Raw genomic sequence first — 26,594 nt, forward strand, 5'->3', positions numbered from 1 at the left:
CGTCTCGCCGCTTACTTCTTCCGGCTGTCCAGCGCCGCCTTGCAGGTCGCGCTGAGCTGGTCGCGCTTGGCATTGAGGCAGGCGATGATCTTGCCGCCGCCCGGAGCGATGCCGGCGCAGAATTTGTCGTAATCCGCCTTGCACGCACCGCGCGGATCGGCCGATTGTGCCGAAGCGGTCCCGGAGAACCCGACGACGAGTGCGAGAACGGCAAAGCTCAACTTGGACATGGTATCTCCGGATACGAAAGGCGAGAGCCGGTAGCTCTACATGAAGATTGCGACATTCAACATCAACAACATCAATCGTCGCCTGCCCAATCTGCTCGCATGGTTGCGCGCGGCGAAGCCCGATGTCGTCGCGCTTCAGGAATTGAAGGCAAGTGATGGCGAATTTCCGGCGGCCGCGATCGAAAAAGCCGGCTATGGCGCGGTCTGGCGTGGACAGAAGACCTGGAACGGCGTCGCCATTCTCGCCCGCAACGCCGAGCCCATCCTGACGCGCGACCGGCTGCCGGGGCGGCCCGACGACCGCGAGGCGCGCTACATCGAGGCTGCCGTGCGCGGCATCATCGTCACCAGCATCTACCTGCCGAACGGCAATCCGCAGCCGGGACCGAAATTCGACTACAAGCTCGACTGGTTTGCGCGGCTGAAACGCCACGCCAGGACCTTCCTCAAGCAGGATCTGCCCGTCGTGCTGGCGGGCGACTACAACGTCGCGCCTGATGAGATCGACATCTACCCGACGCGCTCATGGGACAAGGACGCGCTGATCCAGCCGAAGAGCCGCGCGGCGTTCGCCTCGCTCGTCGAACAAGGCTGGTGCGATGCGATCCGCGAACTGCACGGCGAGGAGCGCATCTACACCTTCTGGGACTACAAGCGGAACCGCTGGCCGCGCGACGCGGGCCTCAGGCTCGACCACCTGCTGCTGAGCCCTGCGCTCGTCTCGCGCCTGTCCAGGGCCGGCGTCGACAAGAAGATTCGCGGCGAAGAGGGCGCGAGCGATCATGCGCCGGCGTGGGTGGTGCTGAGGCGATAGTCACCACAAATTCTTGCCATCGATCATGTTGACCGGCACGGCGTCCAGATCGAAATCGTCGAACAGGCGCGCGTTCACCGCGACCTTGGGATTGTCGAAATCAGGCTTGCCGGTCGACCAATCCGGCGACTCCGAATAGGTGCCGCAGCCGCAATTCGCGCAGTAATGATGCTTGACGGTGCGGCTCCCCCAGAGATAGGTCGCGACGCTGTCGGCGGGCGACAGCAGGCGAAATTGCGCTGGCGCATAATAGGCCCACAGCGCGCCGCGCTTGGCGCAGAGCGAGCAGGTGCAGCGCGTCACGCTCTCTGGTGCCTCGGTCACCTCGAACACCGTCTCACCGCAATGACAGCTTGCCTCGACCGGCATGATCCGCTCTCCGTTTTGTCAGGAGATGGTCGTAGCCCGCCCCTGCTGCCAACATGCTGTCAGCAGCCTGCTTCCGATGGAGCGCGCCCCCAGCGAGCGGGGCCATCTGGGCAAAACTTGAAAACAACCCCATGCACAGTAGCCAGCCCCCCGCCCGATCCACGCTTTACGCGGATCAAGCAAAGAGCCGTTTGACACGTCGGGCAAAACAGCTGCACCATGCCACCCTTGGAAAATTGCGCCCTGTTCCCTTGGCCTTCCTTTTTGTCCTCAGCGTCGGCCTGATCGCAGGCACCATTTCCGGCATCGTCGGCACGGGCTCGTCGATCATGCTGATGCCGGTTCTGGTCTATGCCTATGGGCCGAAGGAGGCCGTGCCGATCATGGCGGTCGCGTCCGTCATGGCGAATTTTTCGCGGATTCTGGCGTGGTGGCGCGAGGTCGACTGGCGGGCCTGCGTGGCCTATTCGGTCACGGGCATTCCGGCCGCGGCGCTGGGCGCCCGGACGCTGCTCGCCCTGCCCTCGCACGCCGTCGATCTCGCCATCGGCATCTTCCTGATCGCGATGGTACCGGTCCGGCACTGGCTGGCGCGGCATGACCTCAAGGCCAGTCTCTGGCATCTTGCGATCGGCGGCGCGATCATCGGCTATCTCACCGGCATCGTGGTCTCGACCGGGCCGCTCAGCGTGCCGCTGTTCCTGTTCTACGGCCTCTCCAGGGGCGCCTTTCTCGCGACCGAAGCCGCCGCCTCGCTCGGCCTCTACTTCGCCAAATCAGTGACGTTCGAGCGCTTTGGCGCGCTGACACTGGAAGTCTTCGTCAAGGGCTTGATCGCAGGCTCCTCGCTGATGTCGGGCGCTTTCGTCGCCAAGCGCTTCGTGTTGCACCTGAAGCCGGAGATGTTCCGCCAGGTGATGGATGCCATCATGATCGCGGCCGGACTCTCGATGCTCTGGAACGCGACGCAGCCTTAGCGCTCAGGCAGCGAATTCCGGTGCGATCGACGGACTGTCGGCCAGCACGCGGTCTTCGCCTCCGCCGGCCCTCGCGAGCCCGCGCAGCACGGCATGAAGCGGCTGCGGCTTGTGATAGAGAAAGCCCTGGCCGAGCCTCACGCCCATCTCGCGCATCGCCTGCGCCTGCTCGGCGCGCTCGATGCCTTCCGCGACCAGGGTGAGCTCCAGCGTGCCCGCGAGCGAAGCGATGACGCCGACGATCGCCTTGTCCTCGGCGCTTGCAGGGATTTCGCGAATGAACGCCTTGTCGATCTTGACCTTGTCGAGCGGAAAGCGCCTGAGATGCGCCAGCGAGCTGTAGCCCGTGCCGAAATCGTCGAGCGCGATGGTCGCCCCTAGGCGCCGCAGCCGGCGCAGCGTGTCGGATGCGCTGGCGATGTTGTTGATCAGCGAGCCCTCCGTGATCTCGAGCTCGAGCAATGCGGGCGCGACGCCGAAGCGCTCGCAGGTCTCCCGCAGTTCGGCCGCGAGAGAGTGATCGGCGAGCTCGGACGGCGGCAGATTGATCGCGATCCTGATCTGCGGCCGGCCGGCAGCGGCCAGTTGTTGCAGCGCGCGGCAGGCGTCGGTCAGCACGTAGCGAGTCAGACGTGCGTTGCTGCCGCTGCGCTCGATCAGCGGCAGGAATTCGCCAGGGCTGATCACGCCGTGTTCGGGATGACGCCAGCGAATGAGCGCCTCGAGGCCAACGACGTCCTGGGTCACCAGATCGACCTGGCTCTGATACCAGACCTCGAACTGGCCCTCGGAGAAACCCGTGGGAATGGCGAGCTCCAGGTCTCTGCGGCGGCGATAGTCGCGCTGGAGCGCTTCGTCCAGCACGGCAACGGTGCCGGGCGCCTTGCTCTTGGCATGATAGAGCGCGATGTCGGCCAGCGCCGGCAAGTGGGACAGTTCAGGATCGCCGGCACGGCGCACCGCAAGGCCGATGCTGGCGCGTGGCACGACCTGCTTGTCATGCAGCAGGATCGGCGCCGAAATCGCCTCGAGCAATTGCCGTGCAAAGGTCCGCGCGGCCGCTTCATTGCTGACCTCAGGGCGAATGACCACGAACTCGTCGCCACCGAGCCGCGCGACCCAATCCTGCGGTTCGACCGTGTTACGAAGCCGCTCGGAGATGTGGACCAGGAATCTGTCGCCGGCATCGTGACCGAAGGTGTCGTTGATACCCTTGAAGTCGTCGAGATCGATGAAATTGAAAGCGATCAGCGCGTCAGGCGAACCGGCATTCCTGCTCAAGGTCACGAGACGCTCGGACAGCGAACGGCGGTTGGGCAGCCCCGTAAGCGGATCGTGCGAGGCCATGTGGCCGAGCCGGTCGAGCGCGCCCGACGTCGTGTGCTGCATCGCATTGAAGGCGTTCGCGAGCTGGCCGAATTCGTTCGACGATTTGACGTCCGCCGGATAGGCGCGGCCGTCCTGCTTGCTTCGCTGGATCGCCGACATCATCGCGGCCAACGGCCTGCCGATGAAGATGTTGGCGGAGATCCGCATCGCGATCACGGTCGCAAGCGTCCCGAGCAAGCCGACGACGAGAAGCAGCCCCAGCCTGCTGCCGGCGCCGACATAGAGCGAGGCGGAAGAATAGGCGATCACGATGCGGCCGGCCTGAACGGCGATGTTGCCGTTGCGGTAGGCGATCGGACGCGAGACCTCGGTGAGAGCCTGAGCCGTCGGCCGCGCCACCACGCGGGCGATCGCGACGCCCGTGTCGTCGTAGACGGCGGCGGCTGCGATGGTCTCGTCGTGCATGATCTCGTTGAGCACGCCCGTGACCTGGTCGTAGCGCATTTTCCAGAGCGGCTCGGCAATCAGTTCGGCGCGACTCTCGGCGACACGGGCGATGCGGGCATCGAGCTGCTTGATCTGAGACCAGAAGCTCGAGACCTCGACGCCGGCGGAAGCAAGCAGTTGTACCAGCAGCAGCACGGGCACGGTGGCCCAGATCATCGCGCGGACCACCGAGCGCGATGGCGTCGGCTTCGTCGAATCGTTCATCTCGTCAGCGCCCGGCATCATTCACCGGCGTCGCCCGGCGGCGATAGCGACGAGATCAGCGTGTCCACCGAGAAGTCGTATCGGCCGCAATGGTCCGGCTTGGCCCTGAACCGCGCAAAATCGATCCGGTCGAAGGCCCGGGTCTTGATCAGCCCGGCAACGGAGCCGAGATTGTCTCGCGTGATCGCCGACGTCTTGACCTCGATGTGCGGCGAAGTGGCTGCGAAGTCGCAACCGTCGGCGTAGTCGCGCAACAGCACGATCGACCAGCCGCCGAGCAGGAAGTGACCGCCGTCGGTCAGCAGCATGCGGCCGGCCTTGATTTCGCGTAAGGCATCCTCCGACCAGTTGAGGCCGACCACCTGGATATCCTCGCCGGGCGTGATGCCGGCGGCCGCGACAGCCTTGAGTGCGCCGAGCGCCATCGGATCGTTGCCGGCCCAGATCCCTGCGGGACGGATGCCCTTGCGCTGCGCCCAGCTCAGATAGTTTGCAGCGACCTGCTCCGCTTCCGACTGCGTCCAGTTCGCGAAGAGCAATCGGTCCACCACGACGTCGGGCGCAGCCGCGACCGCGAGCTGGAGGCCGGCATTGCGGGCGATCGATGCCGGCGTGGTCTCGTCGCCGCCGATCCCGAGCAGATGGATCTTGCCGTCAGGGCTTTGCCATTTTTCGTTGCGTGCCGCACCGATCAGGGCATTCGCCATCCGCGCGCCGGCGGTCGTCAGATCGGTCGTGATGTCGCCGAGCCAGTTCTTCAGCGTAGCTCGCGGCGGTCCGAGGCGCACCGCATCTTCGCCGATCAGCGTGTTCGACAGCAGCAGCGTCCTGATGCCCGCGGCCTCCGCCGCCTCCAGGATCGGAACGGCGGCGGACTCCTCGTTCGAGAGAATGAGGAAGTCGGGCTTGTCGGCGCGCGCGACCACGCCGAGACCGAGCTCCTGCATGGTGCGGTAGTTGCGCTCGCTGGTCAGCACCTCGACATGGGCGTTGAGCTTGCGGCCAGCGGCCTGCATGGTCTGCGCGACCATGTCCCAGTAGACCTCGCCGGTCTTGCCGGGGTTCACGAAGACGATGTTGAGCGGTTTTGCGTCAGCCGCAACGGCGTGGCTGGCTGGCGCGAGAGCGCCAATGGCCATGCCGACAGCGAGCAATATGCGTAAGAGGATCGTCATTCGTTTCGCCACCCCGTCCTGGTTCCGAAGCTGGACCTGCGTCCGCTAACATTTGGCAAAGTCCGGCGCGCCAGGGCGGCGTAGAGCTAACAAAGGGTGTATCGGCCGCGCGAAATCGGGCTAATGGGAGCGCTCACGGACGCCCGCGCAGCTCACCATTTCGTGCTATCAGCGCATTTGAAACCTCCGACTCACCATACCCATGGCCAAGAACACGCTTTCCTTCGTCTGCCAGAACTGCGGCGCGGCCTATAACCGCTGGCAGGGCAAGTGCGAGTCCTGTGGCGAATGGAATACGTTGGCCGAGGAAGACACCAGCGGCAGCGTGCCGGTCTCGATCCGCTCCAAGCGCAAGGGCCGGACGTTTGCGCTGGAGAGCCTCGCGGGCAAAAGCCCGGATGCACCGCGCATGTCGTCAGGCATGACCGAGCTCGACCGCGTCACCGGCGGCGGCTTCGTCCGCGGCTCGGTGCTGCTGGTCGGTGGCGATCCCGGCATCGGCAAGTCGACGCTGCTGACGCAGGCCACCAGCATGATGGCGCGCGCCGGCCACCGCATCGTCTACATCTCCGGCGAAGAAGCCATCGCCCAGGTGCGCTTGCGCGCCGAGCGACTCGGGCTGTCGGATGCGCCGGTCCAGCTCGCGGCCGAGACTTCAGTCGAGGACATTATCTCGACGCTCTCGGAAGGCGCTGTCCCCCGGCTCATCGTGATCGACTCGATCCAGACCATGTGGACCGACACGGTGGAATCGGCGCCCGGCACGGTGACGCAGGTGCGCGCCTCGGCGCAGGCGCTCATCCGCTTCGCCAAGAAATCAGGTGCGGCCATCATCCTGGTCGGTCACGTCACCAAGGACGGCCAGATCGCGGGCCCCCGCGTCGTCGAGCACATGGTCGATGCCGTGATGTCGTTCGAGGGCGAAGGTTCGCAACAATTCCGCATCCTGCGCGCCGTCAAAAACCGGTTCGGCCCGACCGACGAGATCGGCGTGTTCGAGATGACCGGCCTCGGCCTGCGCGAGGTCACGAACCCGTCCGAATTGTTCCTGTCCGAGCGCGATCTCGGTACGCCCGGCACCGCCGTCTTCGCGGGCATCGAGGGCACAAGGCCGGTTCTAGTCGAATTGCAGGCGCTGGTGGCGCCGACCTCGCTCGGCACTCCGCGGCGGGCCGTGGTCGGCTGGGACCAGAGCCGGCTCTCGATGGTGCTGGCGGTGCTGGAGGCCCATTGCGGGGTCAAGCTGTCCGGCCACGACGTCTATCTGAACGTCGCGGGCGGCCTGCGCATCCACGAGCCGGCGGCCGACATGGCCGCCGCGGCCGCGCTGGTGTCTTCGCTGGTTAATGCGCAGTTACCCACCGATGCCGTTTATTTCGGCGAGATTTCGCTCTCCGGCGTCATCCGTCCGGTGGCGCAGACCCCGGCCCGACTCAAGGAAGCTGCAAAACTCGGCTTCAAGCGCGCCGTCCTGCCCGAATCGGCCCGCGGCGGCGATGCCGGCGGTGACGCCGGATTGACCCTGAACGCGGTCAACAGCCTCACGACCCTGGTCGCTGAAATCGCCGCCAAGGGCTCCCGTCGCGGCGATCAGACCCCGCCGGCGGAGAAAAATGCCACACCGGCAAGATTCCGCCGTGGAGAGGGGTAGCTGGAGGTGACGCCAAGCGTCCCCACCGCTATACAGCCGTCACAAAAGCAGCATGGGATTGCGTGGTTGCGGCCTTGCCGGGAACGTCGTCTGGCCTTCAGTTAGGGCGGCGGCAAAACACCGATTCGCTGAGCACCCTTTGAGCGTACGAGCGGACCAGACCAGCCGATGCCAGTAACACTCCTCGACCTGATCCTGCTCGGTGTGATGCTGATCTCGGGCCTGCTTGCCATGGTCCGCGGCTTCATGCGCGAAATCCTCTCGATCGCGGCCTGGGGCACCGCGGCGATCGTGACGCTGTACTCGTTCTCCAAGCTGCTGCCGACCGCAAAGACCTATTTCAACAACGACACGGTCGCGAGCGTGGTCGTGGTCGCCGGCGTCTTCATCGGCACCCTGGTCGTGGTCTCCGTGATCACGGTCCGGATCTCCGACATGATCCTGGACTCGCGCATCGGCGCGCTGGACCGCACCCTGGGGTTCCTGTTTGGCCTCGCTCGCGGGCTTTTGATCGTGGTGGTCGCCTTCCTGTTCTTCACCTGGCTGGTGCCAGACAAGCAGCGCCCGGACTGGGTCAGCGGGGCCAAGTCCCGCGTGGTGCTCCAGGGAACCGGGGATTGGCTGATGTCCCTCTTGCCTGATGACCCCGAGAACACCATCTTGAAGAGATTCAAGAAAAACAAACCAGATGATGATCAAGCTGACACCGACCAGCAGCCTTCGGGCAGTGGCGACGGCTACAGCAAACCGGCTCGTGACAGCCTGAAGAAGCTGATCGAGAAACCTGCGGCGCGTTGATTGAGCCCTAAAGAGAGGCGCGGACGAGATGCGACACCCTGACCAGGACGCCCACACTGAACTCGATCCCGGCTCCGCCGCGCTAGAGCTTCAGGACGACCTGGAGGGAGATACGGTCCGCGAGGAATGCGGCGTATTCGGCATTTACGGACATCCTGATGCAGCCGCTATCACGGCGCTCGGCCTGCACGCACTCCAACACCGCGGCCAGGAAGCCGCCGGCATCGTCTCCTACGACGGCAGCCGCTTTCACTCCGAACGCCGCCTCGGTCTCGTCGGCGACACCTTTTCCCGCCGCGAGGTGATCGATCGCCTGCCCGGCACCATGGCGGTCGGCCATGTCCGCTACGCCACGACCGGCGCCACCATCCTGCGCAACGTGCAGCCGCTGTTCGCAGAGCTCAATGCCGGCGGCCTCGCGGTCGCTCACAACGGCAACCTCTCCAACGGCCTGACGCTGCGCCGCGAGCTCGTCAAGAACGGCGCGATGATGCAGTCGACCTCCGACACCGAGGTGATCCTGCACCTTGTGGCGCGCTCCAGGCGCGCCCGTTTCATCGAGCGCTATATCGACGCGCTGCGCGAGATCGAAGGCGCCTATGCGCTGGTCTCGCTGACCAACAAGAAGCTGGTCGGCGCGCGCGATCCGCGCGGGATCCGCCCCTTGGTGCTCGGCGAGCTCGACGGCTGCCCGATCCTGACGTCGGAGACCTGCGCGCTCGACATCATCGGCGCGCGTTTCGTGCGCGACATCGAGCCCGGCGAAGTCATCGTGTTCGACGAGCACGGACAGGACATCCACAAGCCGTTCCCGCCGATGGCGCCACGCCCCTGCATCTTCGAGTACATCTATTTCTCGCGTCCGGATTCCATCGTCCACGGCCGCTCGGTCTACGAGGTGCGCAAGGCCTTTGGCGCGCAGCTGGCGCGCGAGAGCCATGTGCCCGTCGACGTCGTGGTGCCGGTGCCGGATTCCGGCGTGCCCGCCGCGGTCGGCTACAGCCAGCATTCAGGCGTGCCGTTCGAGCTCGGCATCATCCGCAACCACTATGTCGGCCGCACCTTCATCCAGCCGACGCAGGCGATCCGCGAATCCGGCGTGCGCATGAAGCACTCGGCCAACCGCGCCGCGATCGAAGGCAAGCGCATTATCCTGATCGACGACTCGCTGGTGCGCGGGACCACGTCGAAGAAGATCGTGCGCATGATGCGCGATGCCGGCGCCAAGGAAGTGCACTTCCGCCTCGCTTCGCCCCCGATCCTCTACCCTGACTATTACGGCATCGACCTGCCCGACCGCGGCGGCCTGCTGGCCGCAACGCATTCGCTGGAGGAGATGCGCGAGCTCATCGGCGCCGACTCGCTCGCCTTCCTGTCGATCGACGGCATGTACCGTGCGATGGGCGAACCGGGCCGCGACCCCGCCAATCCGAAGTTTGCGGATCACTGCTTCACCGGCGCCTATCCGACCCACCTCACCGACCAGACCCAGACGGAGCCGCAGCCGCGGCAGTTGTCGCTGCTGGCGGAGGCAAGCTGACGGCGCGGGCGTCATTCCGGGGCGGTCCGCAGGACCGAACCCGGGATATCGACGTTGTCTTTCAATCTCCGGATTCCGGGCTCGATGCTTCGCATCGCCCCGGAATGACGGGCACGCGGGGGCTTGTCCCGGCCATCCACGCCTGTAAAACCCCGCCATGACAAAGCCCCTCGCGGACCGCATCGCTCTCGTCACCGGCGCCTCGCGCGGCATCGGTTTTGCCACGGCACTCGCGCTCGCCAGGGCCGGCGCGCATATCGTTGCCACCGCGCGCACGCAGGGCGGGCTGGAGGAGCTCGACGACGAGATCCGGAAAGAGGGCGGCAGCGGCGCCACTCTGGTACCGCTCAACCTCACCGATACCGACGGCATCGCGCGGCTTGGCGCGGGCCTGCACGAGCGTTACGGCAAGCTCGACATTCTCGTCGGCAATGCCGGCGTGCTCGGCCCCTCCTCGCCGGTCGGCCATATCGAGCTGAAGACGTTCAACGATGTCTTGGCAGTCAACGTCTCGGCGAACTTCCAGCTGATCCGTTGCATGGAGCCGCTGCTCAAGCAGTCCGACGCCGGCCGCGCCGTGTTCATCACCTCGGGCGCCGCCAACAAGGCGACCGCCTATGTCAGCCCCTATGCCGCCTCCAAGGCCGCACTGGAGACGCTGGCGCGCGCCTGGGCGCACGAGACCGCGAACACGGCCATCCGCGTCAATCTGTTCAACCCGGGCCCGATCCGCACCCGCATGCGCGCAACCCTGATGCCGGGCGAGGATCCCGCCACGCTCGACACGCCCGAGCAGGTCGCCGAATTCATCGTCCCGATGTGCGCACCCGACTGGACCGAGACCGGAAAGTTCTACGACTACAGGACCCGCAGCCTGATGAGCTTCCGCGCACCGGCGTGATGACCTCGCCTGAACGGCGAATCCAGAGGTTCAAGCAGACCTCGGGCACGCTGAAATAGCGCCTCAACGCATCTTCCCCAGAAGTTAACCAACGGATGACGCTACGACGCAGCATCATCCGGCTTTAAGTGCATTGCCGCCGTCTCTGGGACAGGCTACGGAATTCGCCGGACGAGGCTCCGCAAGAGAGCCGTCCGCATATTTTGACAATGGAGGAAACCTTTTATGACGACGACGTTCGCGCGCCGCTCCGCGGCACTTCTGGCCTGCGCCGCTTTCGGTTTTGCCACATCAGCCTACGCCCAGGACAAGACCGTCACGATCGGCGTGCTCAACGACATGTCCAGCCTCTACGCCGATATCGGCGGTCCCAACTCCGTGGTGGCGGTCAAGATGGCGGTTGAGGATTCCGGCCTGCTTGCCAAGGGCTGGAAGATCGAGGTCGTCAGCGGCGATCACCAGAACAAGCCTGACATCGGGGTCAACATCGCGCGGCAGTGGATCGACACCCAGAAGGTCGACATGATCACCGACACGCCGAACTCCGGCGTGGCGCTGGCGGTCAGCAACGTCGCCAAGGAGAAGAACGTCGTCCTGCTCAACAATGGCGGTGCCAGCGCCGACCTCACCGGCAAGGCCTGCAACGCCAACACCATCTCCTACACCTACGACACCTACATGCTGGCCAACGGCACCGGCAAGGCGCTGACCAAGGCGGGCGGCGACAGCTGGTTCTTCCTGACCGCCGACTACGCCTTCGGCGCCGCGCTCGAGCGCGACACCAGTGCCGTCGTCACCGCCAACGGCGGCAAGGTGCTGGGTGGCGTCAAGCATCCGCTCAACACGTCGGACTTCTCGTCCTTCCTGCTCCAGGCGCAGAACTCCAAGGCGAAGATCGTCGGCCTTGCCAACGCCGGCGGCGACACCACCAACGCGATCAAGCAGGCGGCCGAGTTCGGCATCGTCGAAGGCGGCCAGAAGCTCGCAGCGTTGCTGCTCTTCATCAACGACGTCCACTCGCTCGGCCTCAAGACCGCGCATGGCCTGACCTTCACCGAATCCTTCTACTGGGATCTGAACGACAACACCCGCGCCTGGTCCAAGCGCTTCCAGGAGAAGGTGAGCAACCACGCGATGCCGTCGATGACCCAGGCCGGCAACTATGCGGGCGTGATCCATTACCTCAAGGCGCTCGAGGCGCTCGGCGGCAATCCGCATGACGGCGCCAAGGTCGTCGCCAAGATGAAGGAAATCCCGACCGACGATCCGCTGTTCGGCAAGGGCCCGCTCCGCGTGGACGGCCGCCGCATCATCCCGGCCTATCTGTTCGAGGTGAAGAAGCCGGAGGAATCGAAGGGACCGTGGGACTATTACAAGCTGGTCGCGACCATCCCGGCGGAAGATGCCGCAAGGCCGCTCAAGGACAGCGAGTGTCCGCTGGTGAAGAAGTGACCGCGTAGCGGTCGCGCTGCTCTGCGACGACGTCATGCCCGGGCTTGTCCCGGGCATCGACGTTTCGGGTTCAGGAAACGCTGCTGCAGGTGGACGAAGCCAAGCGTGCCACCAGTTTCCTGATGTCGCTCAGGACGGCCGCTTGCGCTTGTGCGCGAAGGGATTGGCTTTCTCGCGCAGGGTGATGCGCACCGGCGTGCCCGGCAGGTCGAAGGCTTCACGCATCGAGTTGATGAGGTAGCGCAAATAGGATTGCGGCACGGCGTCCGCACGCGAGCAGAACAGCACGAAGCTCGGCGGGCGCGCCTTGGTCTGGGTGATGTAGTTGAGCTTCAGACGGCGGCCCGAGACGGCCGGCGGCGGATTGGCCTGGACCGCCTGCTCGAACCAGCGATTGAGCGCTGCGGTCGGCACGCGCCTGTTCCAGAGCGCATAGGCGTCCTGGATCGCCTGCATCAGGCGGTCGATGCCCTCGCCCATCAGGCCGGAGACGGCGACGATCGGCACGCCCTTGAGCTGCGGCAGCCAATGGTCGGCGTCGCGGCGCAGCCCCGAGATCGCGCCGCCGCCCTTGGTCTCCATCAGATCCCATTTGTTGACGGCGAGCACGACCGCGCGGCCCTCGCGCTCGATCAGGTCGGCAATGCGCAGATCCTGTTCCTCGAAGCGATTCTGCGAATCCATCATCATCACGACGACTTCGGCAAAGCGCACGGCGCGCAGTGCATCCGCCACCGAGAGCTTCTCCAGCTTCTCCTCGATGCGCGAGCGCCGGCGGAGACCGGCGGTGTCGAACACGCGAAAATCGCGGCCCTTCCAGTTGATCTCGACCGCAATGGAATCGCGCGTGGTGCCCGCCTCCGGGCTCGTCAGCAGGCGCTCCTCGCCGAGCAGATGGTTGATCAGCGTCGACTTGCCGGCATTGGGACGGCCGACGATGGCCACCCGGATCGGGCGCGTCGCGGCCTCTTCCTCGGAGATCGGCTCGTCGTCCTCGGCCTCATCCTCCTCGACCGGCTCCGGCATCAGCTTGGCGAGCGCGTCGTAGAGCTCACCCATGCCCTCGCCGTGCTCGGCGGAGATCTGGATGGGATCGCCGAGACCAAGCGCAAAGGATTCCATCGCGCCGGCATCGCCGTGCTTGCCCTCGCTCTTGTTGGCGACCAGCAGCACCGGCTTGTTGGCCTTGCGGGCGAAATCGGCGAAGGCGCGGTCGGTCGGCGTGAGGCCGACGCGGGCGTCGATCACGAAGAAGAGCGCATCGGCCTGCGCGATCGCGGTCTCGGTCTGCTCCTGCATGCGTGCCGTCAGCGAGCCCTTGGCGCCCTCGTCGAGACCGGCGGTATCGATGATGGTGAATTCGAGATCGCCGAGCCTGGCCTCACCTTCGCGGCGGTCGCGGGTGACGCCGGGCAGATCGTCGACGAGCGCGAGCTTCTGCCCGACCAGACGGTTGAACAGCGTCGACTTGCCGACATTGGGTCGGCCGATGATGGCGATCGTAAAGGACATCGGTCATTCGTGCGCTGCGGAGGCCGCGCCTGTCAATTCAGTGAAAAATATCAGCGCGAGAAGGTGCCGCTGGGCAGCGGCGCCGGGAAGGCTCCCGGCGTCTGCTGTTGCTGGGTGGTCTGCGCCGGTTGGGCCGGCTGTGCGGATTGCTGGTCCGGCGGAGGCGCGGTGGTGCGCTTGCGGACGATCTTGTGCTTCGGCGGCGGGGCGGCCGGTGCCGGTGCCGCCTCGGGCTGGGCCTCGCCGTCGACCTCGCCGGCCGGCGCTTCAGCGGTGGGAGCCGGCTGCCTGGCCTTCTTGCCCTTGGCGGATTTCGACGATTTCGCGGGCTCGGCGGGTGGCGGCTCGGCCGGCAGCGTGGCCACGTCGGGCGCGTCCTGCTGTTGCTGCGCGCCTTTGTACATCTCCTTTGGCACGCCCTGCTCGAGGCCCGGCACGCCTTCGGGAAACACCGGCTTGCGCTCGCCCGGCAGCTTCTTCTTGGTGTCGAGGAAGTCGAGCAGATCGCTCGGATCGAATCCGCCGCTGGAGCAGCCGCCCAGGAGGCCCGTAAAGGCGATCAGGACAGCGGCTGCGATCAAACGTGACGTACGGCGCATATCGGTATCTCGTCTGGGCACTCGGGACCGTCAGCTCGCTCGGCTGCTCTCGGTTCAGCTCTTGGCGACGGGCGGCAGCAGGGCCTGGAGCGCCTCGGCGCGCGAGCGCAGGCCCGGCGGCGTTTCGCCGTCCTCGGCGATCGCGTCGATCCATTTGCGGGCGGCGGTGATGTCGTTGTTGCGCCAGGCCGACAGCGCCAGCAACTCCCGCGCGCTGTGACGGAAGGTCGATTTGGCCTCGGCGGATGTCTCCAGCCGCTGCTGGATGTCGGCGTAGCTCGCGCTGTCCACCAGCAGGCTGGCCGCGCGGATCTTCGCCAGATCCTGCCATTCGCTGCCGACACTGCGGTCGGCGGCAATGTCGTCATACATCTTGGCCGCGGCCTTGGGATCGCCGGCCGACGCCTCCGCCGCGGCGCGGAGCCGCGACAGGATGCGGTAGCCAGACGGGGCCTTCGCAGCGAGATCGGCAAAGGCGGTCTCGGCCTCGGCGTGCTTGCCCTGCTCCGACAGCCCGACGGCCTTCTCGAAGGTCGCGCCGGCCTCGGCGGCCTTCTTGGCCTCCAGGTACTGGTAGCCGCGCCAGCCACCGACGGCCGCCACGATCAGCACCATCAGGGCGATGAAGTAGAGCGAATATTTGTCCCACAGCTTCTTGAGCTGCTCGCGACGTACTTCCTCGTCGACTTCGTCAAATAATTCAGACACTTATGACAATCCCATGCCCGGCCGGGAGCGCGCGCCAGATCGTGCGCGTCTAAAGCCCGTCCCCACGTGGCGGCGGCGATACCCTATCGATATGGCGGTGGCAAGGCAAAGCAAGGCCGATCAAGGCGTTAACGTATGATCCGGGATATCCCGGTACCCGCCCCGGCCCGTTCAGGCCCCGACCAGCAGCTCCCGCAGCTGTCGCTTCACCACCTTGCCATTGGCGTTGCGCGGCAGCGGCTCGGCGGTAACAGTCATGGTCTCCGGCACCTTGTAGTCGGAGAGGCGTTCTGCGCACCAGGCACGCAGATCGTCGCTGCCGACCTGCACGCGCGTGACCACGACCGCATGGACGCGCTCGCCCAGCACCGGGCACGGCTTGGCGATGATCGCGCTCTCGACCACGGCGGGATGACCGGCCAGCACCGATTCGACCTCGGCCGAATAGATCTTGAGGCCGCCCCGGTTGATCATGTCCTTCTGCCGGTCGAACACGCGGACGAATCCTTCGACGTCGACCGAGCCGAGATCGCCGGAATGCCAGAAGCCGGCGGTAAAACTCTCCGCCGTGGCCTTCGGGTTGTTCCAATAGCCCTTGATGACGGAGGCGCTGCCGATCCAGAGCTCGCCGATCTCGCCGGGGGGCAGCTCACGCCCATCCGCCCCCATCGCGATGATCCGCGCCCCCGGACATGGCAGGCCGACACTGTCGATATGACTCTCCGTCAACTCGCCCGGCATGATGGTAGACGGCGACGTCGTCTCCGTCGCGCCATAGCAGTTCGCGAGCTTCAGGCCCGGAATCGTCGCCTTCAGCTTCTCGATGGTCGCGACCGGCATCGGCGCGCCGCCAAAGCCGCCGATGCGCCAGCTCGAGAGATCGTAGCTCTCGAAGTCGGGCTGGAGCAGGCAGAGATTGTACATCGCCGGCACCATCACCGTGTAGGTGACGCGCTCGCGCGCGGCGAGCTTGAGATAGTCGGCCGCCTTGAACTCCGGCATGATGATCAGCGCACCACCGCAGCAGATCATCGTCGTGATGTTGGCGACGACGCCCGTGACGTGCCCGAGCGGGACGGCGGCAATCGAACGATCGGCGGCGGTCAACTGCAGGCAGGACACGAACACCATCGAGGAATGCACGATGTTGCAATGGGCGAGCATCGCGCCTTTCGGCTTGCCTGTCGTGCCCGAGGTGTAGAGGATCATCGCGGTGTCCTCCTCGCCCACCTCGACCGGCGTTGGCGCCGGGGCGTTGTCGGCGAGCACCGCGAAGCGCGACAGAGCCTGATCATTGTCGATGGCGATGCGATGGGTCACATCGGGGACATCCTGCGCATCGGGCAGCCGTTCGGCGAGCGCAGCCTCGTGGATCAATATCCTGGCGCCGCAATCGGCGAGCACATAGGCGATCTCCGGCTTCTGCTGGCGCGTGCTGAGCAGCACCGTGACCAGCCCCTCATGCGCGGCGGCAAACAGCAGCAGCGGAAATTCAATGCGGTTGCGGAGCAGGATGGCGACACGGTCGCCGCGTTGCAGGCCGAGCTTGCGAAAGCCCGAGGCAATCCGCGCGGCCTGCTCGACCGCCTGCCGCCAGCTCAGCCTGGCACTACCGCAGACGAGCGCTTCGCTGTCACCGCTCCGCGCGGCCGCCTCGGCAATCATCGCCCAGACGCTGGCCGGCCGTTCTGCGAAGGCCGGCACCACCCGATCACCAAAACGCGCCTCGCACCGCATCGGCGGAATCTGAGATTGCGACCAGTTCATCGGGTGGCCCTCGTGTTGTTGCTCTTGTCGCCTTCCGCGCATGGGCGCAGAGGTGATGCCTCTCGCCGATCCGGCTAGCCGCCCATCACGGGAACACCGATCACGACAGGATGGAACGCAAACGCCAGCGCCAGATAGGCAACGATGCCGACCGCGACCGCGATCAGATCGTTCGTGACGCCGCCCACCGGAATCGGCGGACCGCCGGCATCCTTGCGATGCTTCAGCGAAATGCGGTCATAGACGCCCCAGCCCAGGAAGGAGCCGAACAGGATGATGGAGCCGAGATCGCCGTTGGCGAGCAGATGCGCAACCGCCCACAGCTTGATGCCGGCGAGCATCGGATGTTTCAGCGTCGCATAGATGCGGCCGCGCAGATAGGACGCGACAACCAGGATGACGGCAGGCAGCATCAGGGCGACCGTGATGTGCTTCATGGCCTTCGGCGGATACCAGACGTCGATCCAGCCGGTCGCACGATAGTGCGCAAAGCCCCAGACGATCAGCGCCAGACCCGCGAGCGAAACCAGCGAATAGAGGATCTTGTAGGTCCCCTCGCCCAGCCGAGCGATCGCCTGCGCACGGGCGTCACGTTTCGTTGTGAAAACATGGGCGGCGAAAAACAGCACCAGCCCCAGGATCATGACCAGCAGACCCACGACATACTCCCCTTAACGAGCGCCCCGCCACTGAGGTATCATCGATCGGCCGCCGCTCGCAACTGACGGGCTACTTTCCGGGCTCCCGATTGTCGACATAGCGGATCGCAATTGGCCGTCCGGCCAAGGCGCCACCAAGACCGCTGGTGAATTTCAGCGGGAGACAGGCGTTCAAAGATGAATTGATTGCGTTGAGGTAGGTGGTGCGCGTTTCGGCGGGGACGCCCGCAGTCGCAAAGGTCAGCCGCGGCGGGCCGATCAGGCGGCCGGCTTTATTGAAACTGAAGCGAACGGCCACCTGCATGCCCGCGTGCGCATTGTCCGATGGCGGTGACCAACAAGCGCGCAGCTCGGCAAAGAGATCACCGATCGTATCGAGATCGTGATCCGGCTTTTGATACTTGGCCCGATCAGCCTCCGCCGGCACGCTCTCGATCGTGAGCTGGAGGTTCTGGCCATAGGGATAGTCCATCTCGGGAATGCAGGGACCGGGCTCGAGCGGACTGCAATAGGACGGCGTGCAGGGCCTGTTGTCGAGCACGCTACACGGCTCGTGCGCAAACGGGATCGGATTGATCTGGCGACGCTGCGCGTCGGCGGCAACGGTCGATATCGCCAACAGTGTGAGAAGGAGAATGCCGCGCCGCATGCTTTGAGCTCGCGATATCACCTCGATGAAACGTGGCATCGTTCGTGACAGCGTCAAGCCCGCGCGCGTTCACATGCCCGCGCTCAAGCGACCGGACTCCGCCCTACCCCTTCTTCTTGACATCCTTGACGTTGGTGAACTCGATGCCTTCGGCGCGCTCTTTGGTGTAGCCGAGATAGAATTCATTCCGGGCCAGATACACGGGATCGCCATCGACGTCGTCGGCGATGCTCGACGTGTTGGCGGCGATGAAGGTGTCGAGCTTCTTCCGATCATCCGATGAAACCCAGCGCGCGAGCTGGAACTCGCTCACCTCGAATTCGACCGGCAGCGAATATTCCGCTTCGAGCCGTGCCTTCAGCACATCGAGCTGGAGCGCGCCGACCACGCCGACCAATGCCGGCGCGCCGTCGCGCGGACGGAACACCTGGACGACGCCCTCTTCCGACATCTGCTGAAGCGCTTCCTTCAGCTTCTTGGCCTTCATCGCGTCGGTAAGACGGACACGGCGAACGATTTCAGGGGCGAAACTCGGCACGCCGACGAAGTTGAAATCCTCGCCCTCGGTCAGCGTGTCGCCGATGCGCAGCGTGCCGTGATTGGGAATGCCGACGACGTCGCCGGCAAAGGCTTCGTCCGCGACCGAGCGGTCCTGGGCGAAGAAGAATTGCGGGCTCGACAGCGGCATGCTCTTGCCGGTGCGCACCAGCTTCGCCTTCATGCCGCGGCTGAGCCTGCCGGAGCAGAGGCGCGCGAAGGCGATGCGGTCGCGGTGATTCGGATCCATGTTGGCCTGGATCTTGAATACGAAGGCGCTCATGCGCGGATCGGTCGCCTCGACCTTGCGCTGGTCGCTGTCCTGCGCGCGCGGTTCGGGCGCAAACTTGCCGAGGCCCTCGAGCAGGTCGCCGACGCCGAAATTGCGCAGCGCGCTGCCGAAATAAACCGGCGTCAGATGCCCCTCACGGAACGCTTCGAGCTCGAACGGTTTTGAGGCCTCGGTGACGAGCTCGAGTTCGTCCTTCACCGCGGACACGTCAAGGTTCGCACTGAGCTTGGCCAGTTCTTCGATCTCGATCTGCTGCGCAGCCCCCGTCTTGGCGCCACCGCCTTCGAGCAGGCGCACGCCGCCATTGACGACGTCGTAGGTACCGAGGAAGTCGCGGCCCCGGCCGACCGGCCAGGTCATCGGCGTCGTGTCGAGCGCCAGCGTCTTCTCGATCTCGTCGAGCAGTTCGAACACGTCGCGGCTCTCGCGGTCCATCTTGTTGATGAACGTGATGATCGGGATGTCGCGCAGGCGGCAAACCTCGAACAGCTTTCGCGTCCGCGCCTCGATGCCCTTGGCGGCGTCGATCACCATGACGGCGGAATCCACCGCCGTCAGGGTGCGATAGGTGTCTTCCGAAAAGTCCTCGTGGCCCGGCGTGTCCAGCAGGTTGAAGACAAGGCCTTCGAACTCGAACGTCATCACCGAGGTCACGACCGAGATGCCGCGCTCGCGCTCGATCTTCATCCAGTCCGAACGGGTGTTGCGCCGCTCACCCTTGGCCTTGACCTGGCCGGCGAGATTGATGGCGCCGCCGAACAACAGGAGCTTTTCGGTCAGCGTGGTCTTGCCGGCGTCCGGGTGCGAGATGATCGCAAAGGTACGCCGGCGCGACACTTCTGCGGCAAGCGGGGAACGGGCCGGCGATTCGGCTGTGGTGGCGGCAATGTCGGACATGGCGGGAGCGTTTGGCAGGGAAAATGGGCTGGATCAAGCCTCATTTGGTGATTGCGGAGCCTCTCGGCCAGCCCCATATCGGCCTTGGCCATGCTGGCCTTGGGGGAGGACGACCTCCCTGCTCATCAGCCTATTGCCTAGCGGGGACGGCCCTGCCTTGAAGGGAGGGTCGTCATGGCCTGGAGCATCCTGTTCGTCGCCGGTCTTCTCGAGATCACCTGGGCGATCGGCCTGAAATATACCGAGGGATTTACCAGGCTTGTTCCATCCGCGATCACGCTCGCGGCCATGGCGGGCAGCGTGGTCCTGCTCGGACTCGCGCTCAAGTCCCTGCCCGTCGGAACCGCCTATGCGGTCTGGACCGGGATCGGGGCAGTCGGCACCGCAACGCTCGGCATCTACCTGTTCGGCGAGCCCGCCACCGCGTTGCGCCTCGCCAGCATCGGGCTGATCGTGGCCGGCATCGCCGGATTGAAGCTGGTTACTTGAAGATCTGCACCGCCCACCAGCTCAGCGCGGCGACGATGGCCGAAGCCGGGATCGTGATCACCCAGGCATAGACGATCGAGCTCGCCACGTTCCAGCGCACCGCCGAGACACGGCGGGCAGCGCCGACACCGACGATTGCGCCGGTGATGGTGTGGGTGGTCGAGACGGGGACGCCGAGGAAGGTCGCCATGAACAAGGTTGCCGCGCCGCCGGTCTCGGCGCAAAAACCCTGCATCGGCGTCAATTTGGTGATGCGCAGGCCCATAGTGCGGACGATGCGCCAGCCGCCCATCAGCGTACCCAGCGCCATCGCCGTCTGGCAGGACAGGACCACCCAGAACGGCACCGTGAATTCGCTGCCGAGCTGGCCCTGCGAATAGAGCAGCACGGCGATGATTCCCATCGTCTTCTGCGCGTCATTGCCGCCATGGCCGAGCGAATAGAGCGAGGCCGAGGCGAATTGCAGGATGCGGAAGGCGCGGTCGACCGCGAACGGCGTCGAACGCACCGAGAGCCAGGACACGATCGCGACCAGCATCATCGCGAGCAGGAAACCGACCAGCGGCGACAGCACGATCGCCAACACCGCCTTGGTAAGGCCGCTCCAGACCGCTGCCGAAATTCCGGCCTTGGCCATGCCGCCACCGACAAGGCCGCCGATCAGCGCATGCGAGGAGGAGGACGGAATGCCCAGCCCCCAGGTCACGAGATTCCAGACGATGGCGCCGACCAGTGCGGCGAAGATCACCTGGGCGTCGACGATCGCGGGGTCGATGATACCGGTGCCGATGGTCTGGGCGACGTGAAGCCCGAACACCATGAAGGCGACGAAATTGAAGAATGCGGCCCAGAACACCGCAAATTGCGGCCGCAGCACCCGTGTCGAGACGATGGTCGCAATCGAATTGGCGGCGTCGTGCAGGCCGTTCAGGAAGTCGAACAGCAGCGCGACGGCGATCAGTCCGACCAGGACGGGAAAACCCAACGCAGCATCCACGGCGCGGCCCCTGCCCTACACTTGCTCGATGACGATGCTGTTGATCTCGTTCGCAACGTCGTCGAAGCGATCCGCCACCTTTTCGAGGTGGTCGTAGATCTCGACGCCGACGATGAAATCCATCGCGTTGCCGTCGCGGTGCTTGAGGAACAACTCCTTCAGGCCGATGTCGTGGAGATCGTCGACGCGGCCCTCGAGTTTGGTCAGTTCCTCCGTGATCGCGGTGAGCATCGCGACGTTCTTGCCGATCTGCTGCATCAAGGGCAGTGCGCGTCCGACCAGGTTGGCGCACTCGATCAGGAGCGCGCCGATTTCACGCATCGGCGGCTCGAAGGTGCGCACCTCGAACAGCATCACGGCCTTGGCCGTCTGCTGCATCTGGTCGATGGCATCATCCAGCGACGTGATGAGGTTCTTGATGTCGCCCCTGTCGAACGGCGTAATGAAAGTGCGGCGCACCGCCGTCAGCACCTCGCGGGTGACGTTGTCGGCGTCGTTCTCGAACTGGCTGACGCGCTGGCAATAGACCGGCGTCTCCTCGCCGCCGTTCAGCACGCCCTGGAGCGCGATCGCGCCCTGGATCACGGTCTGGGCGTGGCGGTCGAACAGGTCGAAGAACCGTTCTTCCTTGGGCAGGAAAGCGCGAAACCAACGCATCATGGAAATGGTCTACCGGTTGGAAATCCCCCGGTCCGTACGGACCGTCACAAAACCGTCATAGACCATTTTCGCTCTGCGTGCGTGTCATCTCACGCCCGCGGAGCGGGATCATCCACCGGATTCGCACATCAATTAAATTGATGTGATATCAATGATTTAGAGCGATCGCCGGAAGTAATGGGCGATTTCGCCGATGACGCCGCGGCGGAAGGTGAGCACGCAGATCACGAAGATCGAGCCCTGGATCACCGTCACCCATTGGCCGAAGCCCGCCAGATATTGCTGCATGGCGATGATGACGAAGGCGCCGATCACGGGACCGAAAATGGTCCCGAGACCGCCGACCAGCGTCATCAGTACGACCTCACCCGACATCGACCAATGCACGTCGGTGAGCGAGGCGTTCTGCGCCACGAACACTTTCAGCGCGCCGGCAAAGCCCGCCAACGTCCCCGACAGGACAAACGCCAGGAACTTGTACTGGTCAGTCCGGTAGCCGAGCGAGATGGCGCGCGGCTCGTTCTCGCGGATCGACTTCAGCACTTCACCGAACGGCGAATTGATGATGCGGTAGATCAGCAGGAAGCCCGCGAGGAATCCGGCCAGCACGACGTAATAGAGCACGGTCGCATTGGACAGGTCGAGCACGCCGAACATGTGCCCCTGCGGAATGCCCTGGATGCCGTCCTCGCCATGCGTGAACGGTGCCTGGAGGTAGATGAAGTACAGCAGCTGTGACAGCGCCAGCGTAATCATCGAGAAGTAGATGCCCTGGCGGCGGATCGAGATGTAGCCGGTGATGAGGGACAGCACGAACGCCGCCGCGATGCCGACGAGGACGCCGAGTTCGGGCGGGAGCGCCCAGACCTTCAGTGCATGCGCGCTGCAATAACCGGCAGTGCCCATGAACATGGCGTGACCGAACGACAACAGGCCACCATAGCCGATCAGGAGATTGAAGGCGCACGCAAGCAGCGCAAAGCACAGCGCCTGCATCACGAAGAACGGATAGACTCCCGTGAAAGGCACCGACGCCAGCAGCAGCGCCATCACCACAAACGCGATCATCTCGTCGCGCATCGCGCGCGGGGTTACCGGCAGCGTGTCGTCCGTCAAGGCTGTCATGTCAGGCCGCCCTTCCCGTCAATCCCGTTGGCTTCACCAAGAGCACCAGCACCATCAGCACGAACACGACGGTGTTGGAGGCCTCGGGGTAGAAATATTTGGTCAGGCCTTCGATCACACCGAGCGCGAAGCCGGTGATGATGGAGCCCATGATCGATCCCATGCCGCCGATCACCACCACCGCGAACACGACGATGATGAGGTCGGCGCCCATCAGCGGCCGGACCTGATTGATCGGCGCCGAGAGCACGCCGGCCAGCGCGGCAAGACCGACACCGAGACCATAGGTCAGCGTGATCATGCGGGGCACGTTGATGCCGAAGGCGCGCACCAGCGTCGGGTTTTCAGTGGCGGCGCGCAGGTAGGCGCCCAGCCGCGTCTTCTCAATCAGGTACCAGGTCGCCAGACACACGACCAGCGAGAAGATCACGACCCAGCCGCGATAGATCGGCAGGAACATGAAGCCGAGATTCATGCCGCCCCTGAGCTGATCCGGAATGGCGTAAGGCAGGCCGGAGGAGCCGAAATAGTTCTGGAACACGCCCTGCACGATCAGTGCGATGCCGAAGGTGAGCAGCAGGCCGTAGAGATGATCGAGGCCGGTCAGCCACTGCAGCATGGTCCGTTCCAGGATCATGCCGAAGATGCCGACGATGATCGGCGCCAGCAGCAGCGCCCACCAGTAGTTGATGCCGCCGAGGTTCAGCAGGAAATACGCCATGAAGGCGCCCATCATGTAGAGCGCGCCATGGGCGAAATTGATGATGTTGAGCATGCCGAAGATGACGGCGAGCCCGAGACTGAGCAGCGCGTAAAACGAGCCGTTGATCAGTCCCACAAGTAGCTGTGCGTAGAGAGCCTGCATCGATCCAGCACCCAGTCCCTTCGGCGTTCCCAAAGTTTGCCCGCCGGCTCGAGGCCGGCAGGCTGTTGGTCCTACTTCTTAAGCAGCGCGCACTTGCTCTCGGAGAGCGGCGTGAACGCCTGATCGCCGGGCACCGTGCCGACGAGCTTGTAGAAGTCCCACGGTCCCTTGGACTCGGAGGGCTTCTTCACCTCGAACAGATAGGCGTTGTGGATGGTGCGGCCGTTCGGCTGGATCTCGCCCTTGCCGAACAGATCGTCTTCCGTGGGCATCGATTTCATCTTGTCGACGACCTTGACGCCGTCATGCGGATTGCCGCCGAGCGCTTCCAGCGCCTTGAGATAGTGGCGCACACCTGCGTAGACGCCCGCCTGCACCATGGTCGGCGGGGCGCTGTTCTTCATCTTTTCCGAGAAGCGCTTGGAGAACGCACGGGTCTTGTCGTTCATGTCCCAGTAGAACGTCTCGGTGAAGTTCAGGCCCTGCGCGGTCTCGAGCCCGATCGCCTTGACGTCGGTGAGGAACAGCAGCAGCGCGGCGAGCTTCTGGCCGCCCTTGACGATGCCGAACTCGGCCGCCTGCTTGATCGTATTGGTGGTGTCGCCGCCGGCATTGGCGAGGCCGATGATCTTGGCCTTGGAAGCCTGCGCCTGAAGCAGGAACGACGAGAAATCCGGCGTGTTGAGCGGATGCTTGACGCCGCCGACGACCTTGCCGCCATTGGCGTTGATGACGGCCGTGGTGTCGCGCTCGAGCGCCGCACCGAAGGCATAGTCGGCAGTGAGGAAGAACCACGTGTCGCCGCCGGCCTTCACCAGCGCCTGGCCCGTGGTGTGGGCCAGCATGTAGGTATCGTAGGTCCAGTGCACGGTGTTTGGCGAGCACTGCGCGTTGGTGAGGTCGGAGGTCGCCGCACCCGAGTTGATGTAGACGCCGTTCTTTTCCTTGACGACGTTGTTGACGGCGAGCGCCACGCCGGAGTTCGGCACGTCGACGATGGCGTCGACCTTGTCGACGTCGAACCATTGCCGCGCGATCGCGGTGCCGATGTCGGGCTTGTTCTGGTGGTCGCCAGAGATGATGTCGATCTTCCACCCTTTTGCGGCGAGGCCGGAGTCCTCGACGGCCATCTGGGCTGCGAGCGTCGAACCGGGTCCACCGAGGTCCGCATAGAGGCCGGACTGATCGGACAGCGCACCGATCTTGACCGTCTTGTCCTGTGCGAAGGCGACGCCGGCGGCGGTCGCGGCCAACGCCGTGCCGAGCAACAACGATGCAATCGACTTGTTCATACTACTTCCTCGTCAAATCTCTCTTCGTCTTTTCTGCAAGCCGTCCCGCTCCGGGCCAGGCTAGACGCCGAGATAGGTGTGGAGCTTGTCCATGTTGGCGGCAAGCTCCGCATTGGAAAATCCGTCAATGATCTTGCCGTGCTCGACGACATAATAACGGTCGGCGACGGTGGATGCGAAGCGGAAGTTCTGCTCGACCAGCAGAATCGTGAACCCTTCCTTCTTGAGCCGCGCAATGGTGTGGCCGATCTGCTGGATGATGACGGGCGCAAGACCTTCGGTCGGCTCGTCCAGCATCAGGAAGCTCGCGCCCGTGCGCAGGATGCGCGCGATCGCGAGCATCTGCTGCTCGCCGCCGGAGAGCTTGGTGCCCTGGCTGCTCAGCCGCTCTTTCAGGTTCGGAAACAGATCGAAAATCTGCTCGAGCGGCAATCCGCCTGCACGAACCACCGGCGGCAGCAGCAAATTCTCCTTCACGTCGAGGCTCGAGAAAATTCCCCGTTCCTCAGGGCAGAACGCGATGCCCATGCGGGCGATCTTGTCGGAGGTCGCGCGGATGATCTCCTGATCGTTGAATTTGATCGAGCCGGCGCGCTTGCCGATGATGCCCATGATCGACTTCAGCGTGGTCGTCTTGCCGGCGCCGTTACGCCCGAGCAGCGTGACGACCTCGCCCGCATTCACGTCGAAATTGATCCCGTGCAGGATGTGGGACTCGCCGTACCAGGCCTCGAGGTTGCGGACCTGGAGGATGTTGCCGCCGGTTGCGGCCTTCACCGGCGCCTCGGCCATTGCAGTCTCAGGCATGACCGGCTCCCAGATAGGCTTCCTTCACGCGCTCGTCCTTGGTGAGTTCGCTGTAATGGCCCTGCGCGAGCACCTGCCCGCGCGTCAGCACGGTGATGATATCGGAGAGATTGGCGACGACGCTCAAATTATGCTCGACCATCAGGATGGTGTATTTCGCGGAGATCCGCTTGATCAGCGCCGCGATCTTGTCGATATCCTCGTGGCCCATGCCGGCCATCGGCTCGTCCAGAAGCATCATTTCCGGATCGAGTGCGAGCGTGGTCGCGATCTCGAGCGCACGCTTGCGCCCATAGGCCATCTCGACCGCCGGCGTATTCGCAAACTCGCTGAGGCCGACGTCGTTCAACAGTTCGCGCGCACGGTCGTTGAAGCGGTTGAGCACGGACTTGGAGCGCCAGAAATCGAACGAGCTGCCGTGCTGGCGCTGGAGGGCGACACGAACGTTCTCCAGCGCAGTGAGATGCGGAAACACCGCCGAGATCTGGAATGAACGCACCAGTCCCAGGCGCGCGACATCGGCGGGCGCCATCGCGGTGATGTCCTGTCCCTTGTACAGGATTTTTCCGGCAGACGGTTTGAGGAACTTGGTCAGAAGATTGAAGCACGTCGTCTTGCCGGCGCCGTTCGGGCCGATCAACGCGTGAATACTCCCACGGCGAACCTTGAGCGCAACGTCGCGGACGGCGAAGAAGCCCGCGAACTCCTTGGTCAAGCCTTCCGTTTCGAGAATGAACTCATCGGCCAAACAGATTTCCCCCTGCCCGCATCCTGCGCGTGGCTGTCCTTGTT

26 protein-coding genes are annotated in these 26,594 nt (G+C 64.6%); 8 read left to right on the top strand and 18 right to left on the bottom strand.

Annotation, left to right across the window (positions count from 1 at the left end):
* Positions 1-11: 11 nt before the first annotated feature.
* Positions 12-230, bottom strand: coding sequence for a cysteine rich repeat-containing protein (locus QY049_RS05550; protein WP_194476304.1), 219 nt, complete (start codon positions 228-230; stop codon positions 12-14).
* Between the two features lie 40 nt (positions 231-270).
* Here QY049_RS05550 and QY049_RS05555 point away from each other — a divergent pair, with 40 nt between their 5' ends.
* Positions 271-1,044, top strand: a complete 774-nt coding sequence (locus tag QY049_RS05555) for an exodeoxyribonuclease III (protein ID WP_301269179.1) — start codon at positions 271-273, stop codon at positions 1,042-1,044.
* Here QY049_RS05555 and QY049_RS05560 read toward each other — a convergent pair whose 3' ends face one another.
* Positions 1,045-1,413: a GFA family protein gene (locus QY049_RS05560; RefSeq protein WP_194476306.1), complete on the bottom strand. Its 369-nt coding sequence runs from the start codon at positions 1,411-1,413 to the stop codon at positions 1,045-1,047.
* A gap of 251 nt (positions 1,414-1,664) precedes the next feature.
* Here QY049_RS05560 and QY049_RS05565 point away from each other — a divergent pair, with 251 nt between their 5' ends.
* Positions 1,665-2,390, top strand: coding sequence for a sulfite exporter TauE/SafE family protein (locus QY049_RS05565; protein WP_301269180.1), 726 nt, complete (start codon positions 1,665-1,667; stop codon positions 2,388-2,390).
* 3 nt (positions 2,391-2,393) lie between these two features.
* Here QY049_RS05565 and QY049_RS05570 read toward each other — a convergent pair whose 3' ends face one another.
* Together QY049_RS05570 and QY049_RS05575 are read right to left on the bottom strand one after the other, a co-directional pair.
* On the bottom strand, positions 2,394-4,430 hold the full coding sequence (locus QY049_RS05570) for a bifunctional diguanylate cyclase/phosphodiesterase (RefSeq protein ID WP_301269181.1): 2,037 nt from the start codon (positions 4,428-4,430) through the stop codon (positions 2,394-2,396).
* A 17-nt stretch (positions 4,431-4,447) separates the two neighbouring features.
* Complete coding sequence (locus tag QY049_RS05575; protein WP_301269182.1) at positions 4,448-5,605, bottom strand: ABC transporter substrate-binding protein; 1,158 nt, start codon at positions 5,603-5,605, stop codon at positions 4,448-4,450.
* A gap of 202 nt (positions 5,606-5,807) precedes the next feature.
* Here QY049_RS05575 and radA point away from each other — a divergent pair, with 202 nt between their 5' ends.
* The 5 genes from radA to QY049_RS05600 all read left to right on the top strand — a co-directional run bounded on the left by radA (position 5,808) and on the right by QY049_RS05600 (position 11,947).
* Complete coding sequence (gene radA, locus QY049_RS05580; protein WP_194476309.1) at positions 5,808-7,256, top strand: DNA repair protein RadA; 1,449 nt, start codon at positions 5,808-5,810, stop codon at positions 7,254-7,256.
* A gap of 168 nt (positions 7,257-7,424) precedes the next feature.
* The gene (locus tag QY049_RS05585) at positions 7,425-8,054 is read left to right on the top strand and encodes a CvpA family protein (RefSeq protein WP_194476310.1); all 630 of its coding nucleotides are present in this window, start codon (positions 7,425-7,427) and stop codon (positions 8,052-8,054) included.
* Between the two features lie 28 nt (positions 8,055-8,082).
* On the top strand, positions 8,083-9,594 hold the full coding sequence (purF, locus tag QY049_RS05590) for an amidophosphoribosyltransferase (protein WP_194476311.1): 1,512 nt from the start codon (positions 8,083-8,085) through the stop codon (positions 9,592-9,594).
* 157 nt (positions 9,595-9,751) lie between these two features.
* Positions 9,752-10,495: an SDR family NAD(P)-dependent oxidoreductase gene (locus QY049_RS05595; protein WP_194476312.1), complete on the top strand. Its 744-nt coding sequence runs from the start codon at positions 9,752-9,754 to the stop codon at positions 10,493-10,495.
* Positions 10,496-10,720: 225 nt separating this feature from the next.
* Positions 10,721-11,947: an ABC transporter substrate-binding protein gene (locus QY049_RS05600; RefSeq protein ID WP_194476313.1), complete on the top strand. Its 1,227-nt coding sequence runs from the start codon at positions 10,721-10,723 to the stop codon at positions 11,945-11,947.
* Positions 11,948-12,076: 129 nt separating this feature from the next.
* On the opposite strand, the gene der is transcribed toward QY049_RS05600, so the two are convergent.
* The 7 genes from der to QY049_RS05635 all read right to left on the bottom strand — a co-directional run bounded on the left by der (position 12,077) and on the right by QY049_RS05635 (position 19,567).
* Entirely contained in the window at positions 12,077-13,459 is a 1,383-nt protein-coding gene (gene der, locus QY049_RS05605) for a ribosome biogenesis GTPase Der (RefSeq protein WP_301269183.1), read from the bottom strand.
* Positions 13,460-13,509: 50 nt separating this feature from the next.
* Entirely contained in the window at positions 13,510-14,058 is a 549-nt protein-coding gene (locus QY049_RS05610; RefSeq protein WP_194476315.1) for a hypothetical protein, read from the bottom strand.
* Between the two features lie 54 nt (positions 14,059-14,112).
* Positions 14,113-14,766: a tetratricopeptide repeat protein gene (locus QY049_RS05615; protein ID WP_301269184.1), complete on the bottom strand. Its 654-nt coding sequence runs from the start codon at positions 14,764-14,766 to the stop codon at positions 14,113-14,115.
* 171 nt (positions 14,767-14,937) lie between these two features.
* Positions 14,938-16,533, bottom strand: coding sequence for a class I adenylate-forming enzyme family protein (locus QY049_RS05620; protein ID WP_301269185.1), 1,596 nt, complete (start codon positions 16,531-16,533; stop codon positions 14,938-14,940).
* A 74-nt stretch (positions 16,534-16,607) separates the two neighbouring features.
* Entirely contained in the window at positions 16,608-17,192 is a 585-nt protein-coding gene (locus tag QY049_RS05625; protein ID WP_301269186.1) for an NnrU family protein, read from the bottom strand.
* A gap of 70 nt (positions 17,193-17,262) precedes the next feature.
* On the bottom strand, positions 17,263-17,841 hold the full coding sequence (locus QY049_RS05630) for a hypothetical protein (protein ID WP_194476319.1): 579 nt from the start codon (positions 17,839-17,841) through the stop codon (positions 17,263-17,265).
* Positions 17,842-17,944: 103 nt separating this feature from the next.
* Positions 17,945-19,567, bottom strand: coding sequence for a peptide chain release factor 3 (locus tag QY049_RS05635; RefSeq protein ID WP_301269187.1), 1,623 nt, complete (start codon positions 19,565-19,567; stop codon positions 17,945-17,947).
* A gap of 174 nt (positions 19,568-19,741) precedes the next feature.
* Between QY049_RS05635 and sugE the strand changes: the two genes are divergently transcribed.
* Positions 19,742-20,056, top strand: a complete 315-nt coding sequence (sugE, locus tag QY049_RS05640) for a quaternary ammonium compound efflux SMR transporter SugE (protein ID WP_258762000.1) — start codon at positions 19,742-19,744, stop codon at positions 20,054-20,056.
* Here sugE and QY049_RS05645 read toward each other — a convergent pair.
* The 7 genes from QY049_RS05645 to QY049_RS05675 form a co-directional block, all read right to left on the bottom strand.
* Positions 20,049-21,053 (bottom strand): inorganic phosphate transporter, encoded by a 1,005-nt coding sequence (locus tag QY049_RS05645; RefSeq protein WP_194476322.1) that lies wholly within the window; start codon positions 21,051-21,053, stop codon positions 20,049-20,051. The two genes, sugE and QY049_RS05645, sit on opposite strands and share 8 nt — an antisense overlap.
* A gap of 15 nt (positions 21,054-21,068) precedes the next feature.
* Positions 21,069-21,713, bottom strand: coding sequence for a DUF47 domain-containing protein (locus tag QY049_RS05650; RefSeq protein WP_194476323.1), 645 nt, complete (start codon positions 21,711-21,713; stop codon positions 21,069-21,071).
* Between the two features lie 156 nt (positions 21,714-21,869).
* Entirely contained in the window at positions 21,870-22,838 is a 969-nt protein-coding gene (locus QY049_RS05655) for a branched-chain amino acid ABC transporter permease (RefSeq protein WP_194476324.1), read from the bottom strand.
* 1 nt (position 22,839) lies between these two features.
* Positions 22,840-23,703 carry a branched-chain amino acid ABC transporter permease gene (locus tag QY049_RS05660; RefSeq protein ID WP_194476325.1) on the bottom strand — a complete coding sequence of 288 codons (864 nt, stop codon included), beginning with the start codon at positions 23,701-23,703 and terminating at the stop codon, positions 22,840-22,842.
* Positions 23,704-23,774: 71 nt separating this feature from the next.
* Positions 23,775-24,995, bottom strand: coding sequence for an ABC transporter substrate-binding protein (locus QY049_RS05665; RefSeq protein WP_258762001.1), 1,221 nt, complete (start codon positions 24,993-24,995; stop codon positions 23,775-23,777).
* Positions 24,996-25,055: 60 nt separating this feature from the next.
* Positions 25,056-25,802: an ABC transporter ATP-binding protein gene (locus QY049_RS05670; protein WP_194476327.1), complete on the bottom strand. Its 747-nt coding sequence runs from the start codon at positions 25,800-25,802 to the stop codon at positions 25,056-25,058.
* Entirely contained in the window at positions 25,795-26,550 is a 756-nt protein-coding gene (locus QY049_RS05675; RefSeq protein WP_063983735.1) for an ABC transporter ATP-binding protein, read from the bottom strand. Before QY049_RS05675 ends, QY049_RS05670 begins: the two co-directional genes overlap by 8 nt.
* Positions 26,551-26,594 lie beyond the last annotated feature (44 nt).

Source organism: Bradyrhizobium sp. WYCCWR 13022, assembly GCF_030435535.1.
Taxonomy (GTDB): Bacteria; Pseudomonadota; Alphaproteobacteria; order Rhizobiales; family Xanthobacteraceae; genus Bradyrhizobium.

Coding starts and splice junctions, on each gene's coding strand:
- QY049_RS05575 (WP_301269182.1), bottom strand. CDS start 5,605: ATGACGATCCTCTTACGCATATTGCTCGCTGTCGGCATGGCCATTGGC.
- der (WP_301269183.1), bottom strand. CDS start 13,459: ATGTCCTTTACGATCGCCATCATCGGCCGACCCAATGTCGGCAAGTCG.
- sugE (WP_258762000.1), top strand. CDS start 19,742: ATGGCCTGGAGCATCCTGTTCGTCGCCGGTCTTCTCGAGATCACCTGG.
- QY049_RS05655 (WP_194476324.1), bottom strand. CDS start 22,838: ATGACAGCCTTGACGGACGACACGCTGCCGGTAACCCCGCGCGCGATG.
- QY049_RS05670 (WP_194476327.1), bottom strand. CDS start 25,802: ATGCCTGAGACTGCAATGGCCGAGGCGCCGGTGAAGGCCGCAACCGGC.
- QY049_RS05610 (WP_194476315.1), bottom strand. CDS start 14,058: ATGCGCCGTACGTCACGTTTGATCGCAGCCGCTGTCCTGATCGCCTTT.
- QY049_RS05620 (WP_301269185.1), bottom strand. CDS start 16,533: ATGAACTGGTCGCAATCTCAGATTCCGCCGATGCGGTGCGAGGCGCGT.
- QY049_RS05595 (WP_194476312.1), top strand. CDS start 9,752: ATGACAAAGCCCCTCGCGGACCGCATCGCTCTCGTCACCGGCGCCTCG.
- purF (WP_194476311.1), top strand. CDS start 8,083: ATGCGACACCCTGACCAGGACGCCCACACTGAACTCGATCCCGGCTCC.
- QY049_RS05560 (WP_194476306.1), bottom strand. CDS start 1,413: ATGCCGGTCGAGGCAAGCTGTCATTGCGGTGAGACGGTGTTCGAGGTG.
- QY049_RS05650 (WP_194476323.1), bottom strand. CDS start 21,713: ATGATGCGTTGGTTTCGCGCTTTCCTGCCCAAGGAAGAACGGTTCTTC.
- radA (WP_194476309.1), top strand. CDS start 5,808: ATGGCCAAGAACACGCTTTCCTTCGTCTGCCAGAACTGCGGCGCGGCC.
- QY049_RS05630 (WP_194476319.1), bottom strand. CDS start 17,841: ATGCGGCGCGGCATTCTCCTTCTCACACTGTTGGCGATATCGACCGTT.
- QY049_RS05600 (WP_194476313.1), top strand. CDS start 10,721: ATGACGACGACGTTCGCGCGCCGCTCCGCGGCACTTCTGGCCTGCGCC.
- QY049_RS05570 (WP_301269181.1), bottom strand. CDS start 4,430: ATGAACGATTCGACGAAGCCGACGCCATCGCGCTCGGTGGTCCGCGCG.
- QY049_RS05660 (WP_194476325.1), bottom strand. CDS start 23,703: ATGCAGGCTCTCTACGCACAGCTACTTGTGGGACTGATCAACGGCTCG.
- QY049_RS05585 (WP_194476310.1), top strand. CDS start 7,425: ATGCCAGTAACACTCCTCGACCTGATCCTGCTCGGTGTGATGCTGATC.
- QY049_RS05665 (WP_258762001.1), bottom strand. CDS start 24,995: ATGAACAAGTCGATTGCATCGTTGTTGCTCGGCACGGCGTTGGCCGCG.
- QY049_RS05550 (WP_194476304.1), bottom strand. CDS start 230: ATGTCCAAGTTGAGCTTTGCCGTTCTCGCACTCGTCGTCGGGTTCTCC.
- QY049_RS05635 (WP_301269187.1), bottom strand. CDS start 19,567: ATGTCCGACATTGCCGCCACCACAGCCGAATCGCCGGCCCGTTCCCCG.
- QY049_RS05555 (WP_301269179.1), top strand. CDS start 271: ATGAAGATTGCGACATTCAACATCAACAACATCAATCGTCGCCTGCCC.